At 38.6% G+C, this 12743-nt stretch carries 13 protein-coding genes; all 13 read left to right on the top strand.

The genetic code is table 11. The annotated features are described in order from the left end of the window. Positions 1 to 6 precede the first annotated feature (6 nt). The 13 genes from gmaR to HCB45_RS02310 all read left to right on the top strand — a co-directional run bounded on the left by gmaR (position 7) and on the right by HCB45_RS02310 (position 12730). Entirely contained in the window at positions 7 to 1920 is a 1914-nt protein-coding gene (gene gmaR, locus HCB45_RS02370; protein ID WP_185618575.1) for a transcriptional anti-repressor GmaR, read from the top strand. 12 nt (positions 1921 to 1932) lie between these two features. Then, positions 1933 to 2841: a chemotaxis protein gene (locus HCB45_RS02365; protein ID WP_003760944.1), complete on the top strand. Its 909-nt coding sequence runs from the start codon at positions 1933 to 1935 to the stop codon at positions 2839 to 2841. A 237-nt stretch (positions 2842 to 3078) separates the two neighbouring features. Continuing rightward, on the top strand, positions 3079 to 3942 hold the full coding sequence (locus HCB45_RS02360; RefSeq protein WP_003724427.1) for a FliC/FljB family flagellin: 864 nt from the start codon (positions 3079 to 3081) through the stop codon (positions 3940 to 3942). Between the two features lie 263 nt (positions 3943 to 4205). After that, positions 4206 to 4565, top strand: a complete 360-nt coding sequence (locus HCB45_RS02355) for a response regulator (RefSeq protein ID WP_003721812.1) — start codon at positions 4206 to 4208, stop codon at positions 4563 to 4565. A gap of 19 nt (positions 4566 to 4584) precedes the next feature. Further along, positions 4585 to 6441 carry a chemotaxis protein CheA gene (locus tag HCB45_RS02350; RefSeq protein WP_185618574.1) on the top strand — a complete coding sequence of 619 codons (1857 nt, stop codon included), beginning with the start codon at positions 4585 to 4587 and terminating at the stop codon, positions 6439 to 6441. A 12-nt stretch (positions 6442 to 6453) separates the two neighbouring features. Then, positions 6454 to 6753, top strand: coding sequence for a flagellar motor switch protein FliN (locus tag HCB45_RS02345; RefSeq protein ID WP_003724429.1), 300 nt, complete (start codon positions 6454 to 6456; stop codon positions 6751 to 6753). A gap of 18 nt (positions 6754 to 6771) precedes the next feature. Beyond that, the gene (locus HCB45_RS02340) at positions 6772 to 7182 is read left to right on the top strand and encodes a hypothetical protein (protein ID WP_014600605.1); all 411 of its coding nucleotides are present in this window, start codon (positions 6772 to 6774) and stop codon (positions 7180 to 7182) included. 15 nt (positions 7183 to 7197) lie between these two features. Then, on the top strand, positions 7198 to 8244 hold the full coding sequence (gene fliK, locus HCB45_RS02335; RefSeq protein ID WP_185618573.1) for a flagellar hook-length control protein FliK: 1047 nt from the start codon (positions 7198 to 7200) through the stop codon (positions 8242 to 8244). A 1-nt stretch (position 8245) separates the two neighbouring features. Further along, positions 8246 to 8668 carry a flagellar hook capping FlgD N-terminal domain-containing protein gene (locus HCB45_RS02330; protein ID WP_185618572.1) on the top strand — a complete coding sequence of 141 codons (423 nt, stop codon included), beginning with the start codon at positions 8246 to 8248 and terminating at the stop codon, positions 8666 to 8668. Between the two features lie 19 nt (positions 8669 to 8687). Further along, positions 8688 to 9923 carry a flagellar hook protein FlgE gene (gene flgE, locus HCB45_RS02325; protein WP_003721818.1) on the top strand — a complete coding sequence of 412 codons (1236 nt, stop codon included), beginning with the start codon at positions 8688 to 8690 and terminating at the stop codon, positions 9921 to 9923. A 13-nt stretch (positions 9924 to 9936) separates the two neighbouring features. Then, on the top strand, positions 9937 to 10173 hold the full coding sequence (locus HCB45_RS02320) for a flagellar motor switch protein FliN (protein ID WP_003721819.1): 237 nt from the start codon (positions 9937 to 9939) through the stop codon (positions 10171 to 10173). Between the two features lie 20 nt (positions 10174 to 10193). Continuing rightward, positions 10194 to 11186, top strand: a complete 993-nt coding sequence (fliM, locus tag HCB45_RS02315) for a flagellar motor switch protein FliM (protein ID WP_185318170.1) — start codon at positions 10194 to 10196, stop codon at positions 11184 to 11186. A 2-nt stretch (positions 11187 to 11188) separates the two neighbouring features. Beyond that, complete coding sequence (locus HCB45_RS02310) at positions 11189 to 12730, top strand: flagellar motor switch protein (RefSeq protein WP_185318171.1); 1542 nt, start codon at positions 11189 to 11191, stop codon at positions 12728 to 12730. The last annotated feature ends 13 nt before the right edge of the window (positions 12731 to 12743 follow it).

The raw sequence follows: 12743 nt of genomic DNA, 5'->3' as shown, positions 1-12743 counted from the left end.
AGATTCATGCGGCCGTTAATTTCGATTTGTATGATAGTCAAAAATGAAGCACATATTTTAAGACAAAGTTTAGCGTCTTTTAGAAAATTTACAGAAGAAATCATTATTGTAGATACAGGTTCCACTGACGACACCAAGGAAATCGCAAAAGAATTCACTGATTTTGTCTATGACTTTGAATGGACAGGCAACTTTTCTGATGCAAGAAACTTTGCAGCCAAACATGCAACGGGAAAATGGATTTTAGCGATTGATGCAGATGAATGTTTAGAAGAAGAAAGTTATCGCAAATTAGAAAAACAATTAAAATCACCAATCGAACCAATTCAAATGGTACAAATTATTAGTTTTACAGGGGAAAAAGGGCGAGTGACAACAACGAATCAAATGGCACGGGTTTATAAAAATGATGGAACCATTTGTTTCCGCGGCGTCATTCACGAACAACTAGAAGCAGTTGATAAGCATGCGATTGAAGCAGGTGTTGCCGAAGTAAAAATTTATCATTATGGTTATATGTCTGAAATTGTTGAAAAACAAGACAAATCAGACCGTAATTTACGCTTATTAGAAAAAGAAGTTAAAAATAATAAAAACAGTGGATTTGTTCATTTCAATATTGGACAAGAAATGAATCGTCTTGGGAACAAAAAAGAAGCCTTAAAAGAGTTTTCGGAGGCCTTCCGTTTGCGTGATAACAACCATTATATTTGGGCAAAACTAAGTGCTTATCATATTTCCGAACTACTTGAACAAGAAAAACGCTACGATGAAAGTTTGGCAATTATTGAAGAAGCAAAAGTCATTTGGCCAAATGTACCAGAATTTCCACTAAAAAAAGCAAACATCTTATACGTTAATCACCAACTTGAGGATGCGAAAGAAATTTATCAAAGTTTGCTAGAAAATACTGTGATTGACTATCAACCCATTGTTTTATACGAAGCAACGAACTTTATGCCGCACAAAATGCTAGGAACGATTTACTTAGAAGAAAAAGATTACACACGAGCAATGACTCATTTTTCCAAAGCATATGCGGAAAATAGTTCTGATTACGGCGTGATGTTCCAAATGATTATGTTACTTAGCAAATTCCATCAACCAAAAGAAATTTTCGCATTTATGGAACGTCATAACTTTATTTCTAGTACGGAAACAGGATTGCGTTTACTTTCAATGACAACACAACAAGGATACGCGGAGCTATCTGAACTCATCGTTCAGTCACTAACGGATGTTTACCCGCCAGTTGCAGAAGCTACCGAAGTGAAAATCGCGACCATTCGTAATGTCTTCCCAGTAATTAGCGAATCGTCCATTTTATTCGGGATTAAGGAAGAGTTAATTGATGCTGCTGACTTATGCTTGTGGCACTATGAAAATCCGCAATTACCAATCGAACGCGTCATGAAAAATAGCGATGTTGGTGAAATTTATGATTTTATCTTTGAAAACGGTCCGAAAATCAGCAAAAAACGTTATTTATTTGTATTAGAACGAGCGATTGCACTTGGAAAAGGCGAGTTTGCTGATTACCTACTTGCGCTTCGTAATGTCTACCATGATAGTATTAATAGCCACATTGCTGATTTGTTCTTCCAATATGATTTTGCCGATATTGCGCTTGATTTTTACAATATTGTTGATGCGGACGAGGTGACGAAGCAAGGTTATATCAATCTAATCAATTATTTAGTAGATGCCGATGTACTGGATGAGGCGCTTGCGATTGCAGAACGAGGCATCGATAATTTTGGTACCGATTTCCGTTTCTACCTTTGGGCAATCAAAATTGATACCGAAAATCGTGCGAACCGGATCAGCGAAGCAATGGACGAATTCCCAAATAACCGCTATTTAGCAAAATTGTTAGATGAAGTTACGATGCTACAAGATACAGTTACAAACAATCGATAGGAGGCCAGTAATATGACAGAAGAAAAAGGAATTCTACTACAAAGTGGAACAAATGAATTAGAAATTGTTACTTTTACAGTAGGCGAAAATTTATTTTGTATTAACGTTTTAAAAGTGAAAGAGATTATTCATCCGCTAGAAGTGACGCCTGTACCAGATTCGAATCCAGCAATTGAAGGCGTTTCCCAAGTTCGTGGTGAAATTATGCCAGTTGTCAATCTTGCGCGTGTGATGAAATTACCAGAAATCGAACCAGAAAATACGAAATTCATTATCACAGAACTAAACCAAATGAAAATTGTTTTCCGTGTCGATGAGGTTCACCGTATCCAACGCATTTCTTGGGAACAAATTGAAGAACCAGAGAAACTATCGATTGGTTTAGAAGAATTAGCTGTTGGAATCGTGAAGCTAGATGGTAATTTAGTACTCTTACTTGATTATGAAAAAATCATTTATGAAATTAGCGGAAATGCCGATTTTGCCGTTACTGGTGAAGATCGCATTACTCGAAAAGTAAACCGCGAAGAGAAGACTATTTTCATTGCCGAGGATTCGCAAATGCTACGTCAATTACTGGAAGATACACTTCATGAGGCTGGCTATACCAATCTGCAGTTCTTTGCTAATGGTCGTGAAGCCCAAGAACATATTTTCAAACTGCTCAAAGAACAAAAAGAGCAAACGTTTGAAAATGTCAATTTGTTAATCACGGATATTGAGATGCCACAAATGGACGGACACCATTTAACCAAAGTAATAAAAGAAGATGAAATTGGTCGTGAATTACCAGTTGTTATTTTCTCTTCGCTAATTACAGAAGATCTGGAACATAAAGGTGCAGGTGTTGGAGCCGATGCGCAAGTAAGTAAGCCGAATATTCATCAACTCATTAATATTTTAGATGAACTAGTTTTATAAAAAGAAGTGTTTGGACAAACTTTTCTGTTCAAACACTTCTTTATTTTATTTAAAAAAATAATTTGTAAAAACGAAAAAACGTTGATGTTGAGCTGTTTAACCATTTTTATATAAATAAAAATAACTTATTTTTACATTTTTAACAAAAAACATTTGATTTTTTAAAAAAATGAAGATATAATAAAGCATATAGAGAAGAGAAGTCTTTTCTAAACCGAATGTAGGAGGGAAACACAAATGAAAGTAAATACTAATATCATTAGCTTGAAAACACAAGAATATCTTCGTAAAAACAACGAAGGAATGACTCAAGCGCAAGAACGTTTAGCATCTGGTAAACGTATTAACAGTTCTCTTGATGACGCTGCTGGTCTTGCAGTTGTTACTCGTATGAACGTTAAATCTACAGGCTTAGATGCAGCAAGCAAAAACTCATCCATGGGTATCGACTTGTTACAAACAGCGGATTCAGCTCTTAGCTCCATGAGTTCAATCTTGCAACGTATGCGTCAATTAGCAGTACAATCTTCTAACGGTTCGTTCAGTGACGAAGATCGTAAACAATATACTGCTGAATTCGGTAGCTTGATTAAAGAACTTGATCACGTTGCTGATACTACTAACTACAACAACATTAAACTTCTAGATCAAACTGCTACTGGTGCTGCAACTCAAGTAAGCATCCAAGCTTCTGATAAAGCTAATGACTTAATCAATATCGATCTTTTCAATGCGAAAGGTCTTTCTGCTGGAACAATCACTTTAGGTAGTGGTTCTACAGTTGCTGGTTATAGTGCATTATCCGTTGCTGATGCTGATTCTTCTCAAGAAGCAACTGAAGCTATTGATGAATTAATCAATAACATCTCTAACGGTCGTGCGCTTCTAGGTGCTGGTATGAGTCGCCTTAGCTACAATGTATCTAACGTGAACAACCAATCCATCGCAACTAAAGCATCTGCTTCCTCTATTGAAGATGCAGATATGGCTGCTGAAATGTCCGAAATGACTAAATACAAAATTCTTACACAAACATCTATCAGCATGCTTTCTCAAGCAAACCAAACACCGCAAATGTTAACTCAATTAATTAACAGCTAATAACATATCAAATTCATTTATCGAACATTGTTTACCCTTAGCCTCTCGTCACCCCGGACGAGAGGCTTTTCTTTTTATTTATAAAAATATTTTTGGATTATAAATAGGACGCAGAGCCAAAGTTAAGCAGATTAACTAATTTTATTATAAAAAATGGATATTTTTTAAGAAAAAGGTAGAAATTGTCTTATTTTTATTATAAAATGATATTATGCGATTTTTTTAAAAAATATTTATAGGTATAGGAATGGGAGTTGTATTTTATGTTGAAGTTGTTGATTGTCGACGATGCGATGTTCATGCGTACGATGATTAAGAATATCGTGAAAGATAGCGATTTTGAAGTAGTTGCAGAAGCGGAAAATGGACTGGAAGCAGTGAAAAAGTATGATGAAGTAAAACCGGATATCGTGACACTGGATATTACGATGCCAGAAATGGACGGTTTAGAAGCACTTGCACAAATTATGGCAAAAGATCCATCGGCAAAAGTAATAATGTGCTCAGCGATGGGACAACAAGGCATGGTTGTTGATGCCATTAAAAAAGGTGCGAAAGACTTTATCGTAAAACCTTTCCAGGCGGACCGAGTTTTAGAGGCGTTAGAAAAAGCAGCTAAGTAGAGAAATGGAGGTGGATAGCATGACTACAAATATGTTAGACCTGTTTATAGAAGAAGCTTCAGAACATTTACAGGCGCTAAATGATAATCTGTTACAGCTTGAGAAAGACCCGACGAACGGTCAGTTAGTAAGTGAAATTTTCCGTTCAGCACATACGTTTAAAGGGATGTCCGCAACGATGGGATTCCAGCAGGTGGCTGATTTAACGCATGCAATGGAAAATGTACTAGATGAGGTACGCAATAATCGATTGGCTGTAACAGAACATTTGGTAGACATTATTTTTACATGTACATCTCATTTGGAAACAATGGTTTCAGATATCCAGCACGGCGGGCAAGGCGCGGCGGATATTTCGAAAACTGTAGCTGACTTAGAAGCACTTTTACATCCAGAACAAGAAACAGATTTGACAGTTGAGAAAACATATCGTATTGCCATTCAAATTGAAGAAGCAGCCATTTTGAAAGCAGTGCGGGCGGTAATGTGTTTAGAACGACTTGCAGAAATTGGAATTATCTCAGAAACATCACCAGATAGAGAAGCAATCGAGCTAGAAGAGTTTGAACAGACGTTTGAAGTAGTCTTAGAGTCGGCGCAAACAAAAGAAGAAATCGAAGCGGTTATTCTAGCTATTTCTGAAATCGAAAAAGTGACAGTAACAGAAGAAGTCGAAGAAGTTCAAATTATTGAACCAATCAAAAAAGCCGCCAAACAAACAACCAAACGATTAGAAAATAAAACCATTCGTGTACAACTTGAAAAAATCGAAAAGCTAATGAACGTTTTTGAAGAAAGCGTCATTGAACGGGCGAGAATTGATGAAATCGCAGAAAAAACCAATAACAAAGAATTGATGGAACACTTAGGACGATTCAGTTCCATCTCCAAAGAAATTCAAAACGGCTTACTAAATATGCGTATGGTGCCAGTGGATAGTGTGTTCAATCGTTTTCCAAAAATGGTACGTACGCTTGCCAAAGAATTAGGCAAGAAAATCGACTTAGTGATTGAAGGTGCAGATACAGAAGTTGATAAAATTGTCATTGATGAAATTGGCGACCCACTTGTTCACTTAATCCGTAATTCAGTAGACCACGGGGCAGAAACAGTCGAAGTGAGGCGTAAAAATGGGAAAAATGAAACTGCCACAATTAATCTAAAAGCCTTTCATAGCGGCAACAATGTCGTGATTGAGATTGCAGATGATGGTGCGGGAATCAATAAACGTAAAGTTTTAGAAAAAGCGATTTCAAAAAATGTCGTTACAAGAGCAGAATCAACAAAAATGACGGACTCGGAAATTTTTGATTTATTATTTGATTCCGGTTTCAGTACCGCGGACCAAGTATCTGACCTTTCTGGACGAGGGGTTGGTCTTGATGTGGTTCGTAATACGATTCTTAAAATTGGCGGAAAAATCAGCGTAGAATCAAGTGAAAATGCTGGTTCGACGTTTCGAATTGAGATTCCACTAACATTATCCATCATCCAGTCGATGCTCGTTGCCACATCTGAACGCCGCTATGCTGTACCACTGGCAAATGTGGCAGAAGCGATTACAATCAATCCAGCGGACATTCAACACGTTCACGGTAAAGACTTAATCAACTACCGCGAAACCATTATTGAAGTACTCGATTTAGGCGAAGGCTTCCATGAAACACCTTTAAAAGACACGGAAGAATTACTATTACTCGTCGTGAAAAATGCCAAGCGAACTTTTGGACTTATTATTAAAGATATTATCGGTCAACGGGAAATCGTTTTAAAAACACTTGGCGGCTTTTTCAGCGAAAGTCAAATTGCCTTTTCTGGTGCGACGATTTTAGGTGATGGCCGTGTTGTATTAATTTTAAATTTAGAAACATTTTAAGGAGGGACCATGATGGAACAAGTATTTCAAGTAGAACTTCCTGAATGGGAACCGAAAGAACCGAGCCAAGAAGGACGCGAAAAAGGCTCTATCCGCCAAGTTGACAATATTGGCGTTAACTTAATCGTCCGCCTTGGAAAAAAAGAAATGCCAGTAGGGGACATTGCCGAGTTAAGCATTGGCGATGTCCTCGAAGTGGAGAAGAAACCTGGCCACAAAGTCGAAATTTTCCTCGATGAAAAGAAAGTCGGCATCGGTGAAGCTATTTTAATGGACGAGAACTTCGGAATCGTTATTTCAGAAATCGACTAAAGAAAGAAGGCAAGTGATTTGAAGCAAGAGGCTTATAACGCAGTGAAGATGAAAGTGGACCAAGAGAAAACGGCCATTTTGAAGGAATTGCAATTATTACTATCCAAACGGGAAAAAGTTACAGAAAAATTAGCGCATGAAAAAGAAGTGTATTACTCAAGAACAAAAAAAGAAAGACTCCAAGTGGCGGTATTAGCCGGAAGTATGCAACTTGATGCCTTCTCGCCGAGCCGCATTCAACAAATGGAGCGAGAAATTACTCAAATTAGCCAGTACATTAAAAGCAATGAACAAATCTTAGAAAAACTCGAGGAAAAAGGGAAACAAGCGAAAAAAATGTACGATGACACACGAAAAAAATGGCAACAGCTTGAAAATAAAAGAGAAGAACAAACCTTACGCGATTTAAAAATGGTGCTATTAAAATAAAAGGGAGGAAAACGCATGCTAATCCCAGATAATTTGCTACAACCACTCGTTGGAAAAAAACAGGTCGAACCAAAAGAATTGTTAGCAGAAGAATTAGTTGAACTCCCTTTTATTTCCCTTTTAATGGAAAATAGCCCTGCGCCGCTCTTAAAGGGAGAAACGGATAACAGGGAACAAGCTACGATACCACTAAAAGAAATCGCTCAACCACTCGTTTCAGCCAAACTACTAGGCGATGCACCAGAAACGAAACTGCAAGAAGCACCACTCGAACTCAAAGAAGTAAAAGATACACTTGCGGCAATCGCCAAACAAGCAATTGAACAACCCAAAATAGAAAGTGCCCCGCAAGTTGTACAGACTCCAGTAACAAATACACCGAAAGAAGCCACAAAAAACGCTACCAGAGAGCAACAACCGCCACCAGAACTTATCATGCCTACAAAAGAACCATCTAAGTTAGCGGAGACAGTAGCAAAAAATCAACCAGTGCTAGCCAAATTACCACAAGAAAAAGAAGGCGTACAACTTTTCAAAGCGAGCATTAAAGAACCGCTAACAGCAAAAGAAGAAGTTGCCGTCAAAAAGCCCGCAGAATCCAGCAATATTTGGCACGAAACAGCTAAACAACTCACACCAGCTGCCAAACCCGAAGTCCCGGTAACGCTGAAACAACTCGATAAAACCATCACAGATCAAATCGAACAGCTGCAAAAATTTCAAGTGAAGCAAAACAAAGCCTTTTTCGCAATCCAACCGGAATCACTCGGAAAAGTCGAAGTTTTACTTAAGAAAATGCCCGATAAAATATTTGTACATATCGAATATCAGGAGCAAACAGCGAAACAAAAGCTAGAACAGTTGGCACAAGATTTACATAATCGCTTTCGAGATCGTGGCGTAGAAGTTGCCGTGACAATGACGGAAAAACAAGCGCCGAAAGAGCATAACCAAGGCTCAGATGGACGACCTCAAGGCGAATCTAAAAAAGAAAAAGAACGCGAAAATCCACATCAAGAAAGAGCTAAACAAGAAGCATTTGATTTAGAGGAGGAGACGTAATTTGGACGGAATTAGTAGTTTATCAGGAGCGAGTCAGGATACAAACAATGCAGTAACATCTAGCGTATCAAAAACCCTTGGCAAAGATGACTTCATGAAACTATTTTTAACAAGTTTACAATATCAAGATCCATCGAGCCCGCTTGATACGAATGAAATGATGTCACAAATGGCGCAACTTTCCTTAATGGAACAAGTTGCCAATATGACCACTGCCGTAGATAAACTTTCTGAACAAACACAAAACTCCGCTTTACAATCCGCGGTTAATTTCATCGGTAAAGATATAAAAGGAGTTTCACTAAACGGTGAAGTAATTAGCGGCCAAGTCGAAAGCGTTCAACAAACAACAAACGGCGTCATGCTGAAAATAAAAGATCAAGATAGCCTCGTGCCAATGACTTATGTAACAGAAATTAATTAAAAATTTGGGAGTGTGAATTATGAATCAAACTATGTATACAGCTATTTCTGGGATGAATGCGTTCCAACAAGCATTATCAGTAACATCAAATAATATTGCCAATGCCAACACGACAGGATATAAAAAACAAAGCGTCGTTTTCAATGATTTACTTTACCAAAACACAATGGGATCTGTTGCAGGCGGACTTTATGCGGGAACAAACCCAATGAGCTTCGGTTCCGGTTCGAAAATTGGGGCGATTTTAACCGATTATACAGCAGGTTCCCCAACTTCAACTGGCAGAAACAAAGATGCAGCATTACAAGGTCGCGGCTTTTTCATTGCTGGCGATAACGCTGGCGGGAATATCGTTTATACACGTGACGGTAGCTTTGCAGTTTCCGACAACAATTATTTAACTACCCAGCAAGGAAAATACGTAATGGGCTATGCAACGGACAAAAATGGCAACGTTTTAAACGGCAACTTGCAACCAATTCAAATCCCGCTAAATAGCGCAATTCCAGGGGAAGCAACAAAAAATGGTAGTTTAAGCGGTAACATCCCACTTGATTGGGGCGAAAAAGATACGATTTCTTCCGAGCTTTCTGTATATGATAATGCTGGCGGAAAACATAAACTTCAAGTCAATATGAAAGCTGCTACACCAGATGCGAGCGGTAATGTTTCCTACGAATATGAAATTCAAATGGACGGCAAAGCATTAACTCCTCCAGTGACAGGAACACTTAACTACAATGCGCAGGGTGAACTAACGAACCCAGACGCACTTAAAAATATTCAAATCAATTCCACAGTAAACGGCAAACAAGTCAACATGGGCTTAAACCTAAGTGGATTAACCAACTACGGAACAAACCAAGTATTCTCACCAACTTCTGATGGTAAAGGCGCTGCGACTGTAAAAGATTATGCAGTTACCGATTCTGGCTATATTGCAGTGAGTTACTCAGATGGTACAGTTATCCCAGTTGCTCAACTTGCGGTGGCTACTTTCTCCAATGAAGACGGTTTAGTCAAAATGGGGAACGGCGAATATGTTCCAGGATTATCTTCTGGAGATGCAGTTTACGGCGTTGCTGGCCAAAATGGTGCTGGCGGAATTAGCGGCTCTTCATTAGAAGGCTCAAACGTAGATTTATCCCGCGAATTCGTTAACTTAATGACATACCAAAGTGGTTTCCAAGGCAATACAAAAGTTATTCGTGTGGCAGATGACGTGATGAAACAAATTGTGAACTTGATTCAGTAGGGAGTTTAGCTAAATGAAAATTAATCATACTATTCCACTCAGAATCGACTTCGAGTTAGGACGCACGAAACAGCCAGTCGGTAGTTTGCTAGATGTAAAAAAAGGGACCGTTTTTCGGTTAGAAGATTCAACAGCTAATGTGGTCAAAATTACTATTTCAGGCAAATGCATCGGTTACGGCGAAATTTTGACAAAAGATGGCAAGATGTTTGTCAAAATAACGAAATTAGGAGAGGGAAGTTCTTCATGAGAGCTAGGGAGTGACAAAAAATGAGCGATAAATTAAGTCAAGAACAAATTGACGCCCTGCTTTCCCAAATGAGTGAAGGTAAGGTGGTTGATGAAAGTACGGAAATTGGCGACTTTGGGCGCTTTCATCCCTATGACTTTCATAAACCAGAGAAATTTGGTGCAGAACACCTCGAAAGCTTAAAGACGATTGCATCCGCTTTTACGAAAAAAAGCATGGAGTTTGTTTCCCAGCGTATCCGGATTCCAATTCATACCGAAGCAACCCTTGCAGATCAAGTTTCTTTTGCGAGCGGGTATATTGAAACAATGCCAAATGATAGTTATATTTTCTGCATTATCGATCTTGGTAATCCGGAGCTCGGCCAAATTATTATTGAACTCGATTTAGCCTATATCATTTATATCCATGAATGCTTATCTGGCGGGAATCCAAAACGAAAATTAAGCGAGCGCAGACTGTTATCCGTTTTTGAAGAGTTGACGTTAAAATCTATTTTAGAGAAATTTTGTGAAGCACTTAAAGATAGCTTTAAATCAGTGCATCCAATCTCACCAGAAATCGTTAATATCGAAACCAATCCAGCGCTTCTACGTGTCACATCACCAAACGATATGATGGCGCTTATCAGTGTCGATATTAAATCGGAATTCTGGATTAGTACGATGCGGATTGGTGTGCCATTTTTCTCAGTGGAAGAGATTATGAATAAACTTGAAAACGTGGTTGAGTATACGTTTGATAAAAGACGGAACTTCGATGCAGAAGTGGAGCAAGAATTGCATCAAGTTGAGAAAGAAGCGCGCATTCGGGTGGGGGAAATTAAAACAACCTGGAAAGAGCTTAATATGCTAGAAGTTGGCGACGTGCTTCTAACAGAAACTCATATACGTGACACACTAAAGGGTTACGTCACCGAGAAATGGAAATTTGAATGCTATATGGGAAAAAGTGGTAACCAAAAAGCCGTTAAATTTATGCGTCATACAGGGCGGACAGAGCAGGAGAGGTAGAAGTGGAGCAATTACTAGAGAAAAATATCACGCAAATGGAACTAGATGTGATAGGAGAAATCGCCAATATTTCGTTTGGCTCAGCTTCTACGGTCTTATCTGATTTACTACACCAACAAGTCACCATTTCTACACCAAAAGTAGAGATTGTTGATTTATATAATACGAAAGACATTGATATTCCACATGTCGTGTTAGAAGTGAATTTTCACAAAGGAATCGAAATGCGGAATTTATTTGTTCTGCAATCAGAAGTGGCTGCGGCTATCGCGGACTTAATGATGATGGGCGACGGGAATATCGATCCAAACGAAGAGCTTTCAGAACTTCATCTCAGCGCCGTACAGGAAGCGATGAACCAAATGATGGGGCATTCTGCAACCGCAATGAGCAATATGTTTGGTGAAATGATTGATATTACAACACCTGACATTAAAGTAATCGCGTTAAAAGAACAATTGGAAGACACAAACGACCAAACAATGATAAAAGTCGGCTTTGATTTAATTATTGGCGACTTAATTACATCGAATTTAATGCAACTTATTCCCGTTGATAAAGGTCGTGAACTTGCGAAAAGATTGCTTGGCGACGCAATCCCTGAGCCAGAACCTGTAAAAGAAGAAATTAGCTTAACTGCCGAAGAATTAGATGTCTTTTTAGAAGTTTGTAATATCGGCATTGGCTCTGCATCAACTGTTCTATCGAAATTACTTAATCGCAAAGTCTCGCTACAAATCCCGACAGCGCGCGTGATTGATAGCAAAGAATTCGAGTTTAATGAACGACCGTGCTTAGTAACCAGTGTGGAATTTGTCGAAGGACTACGTTCAAGTAACACCTTTATCATTAGTAAAAATGCCGCGTTAATCATGGCGGACTTAATGATGATGGGGGACGGAATCGTTCAAGAAGATGCGGAATTAACAGAACTTGAAGTCAGTGCGGTGCAAGAATTAATGAATCAAATGATGGGCTTCTCAGCGACAGCAATGTCAGAAATGCTTGGAACAAAGATTGATATTAGCCCGCCAACAATGGAATTCTGCAATTTTGGTGATACGATGATTCAAAAAAATATCGCAGAAGGAAAAACCGTCGAAGTTATCTTCCCACTTGAAGTAGAAGGCTTATTAAAAACTCCCATGTATCAAATTTTTAATCCGGCAGCAGCAAAAGAAATGGCACAATTAATGCTCGGGATTCAAGCAAAAGAAGTCGAGGAAAAAGAAGCAACACCAGTAGAAATAATGGAGCATGAAACAAAAGAGCCAGCGCAACAAGTAGTAATGGAAGAAAAAGAAACACTATCTGAAATGGAACAAATTTTGGAAGATATTCCTGTAACGCTTGAAGTAGTGTTCGGTACAGCTAAAGTAAAACTTGAAAAATTTATCTCATGGTGTGAAAAAGACGTGATTATCCTAAAAGAAAGCATGAACGAACCGCTAGTCTTAGCGCTAAACGGCGTAACGATTGGCAAAGGGATTTTAGTTCGCGTAGATGATCATTTTGGAATACAAATGACTGAGTTAGTAAGGTGAAAAATGTGCGAAA

This window comes from Listeria farberi (assembly GCF_014229245.1).
GTDB lineage: Bacteria > Bacillota > Bacilli > Lactobacillales > Listeriaceae > Listeria > Listeria farberi.
Note: the sequence above shows the minus strand (reverse complement) of the source record. Positions and strands in the feature narration are given on the sequence as shown.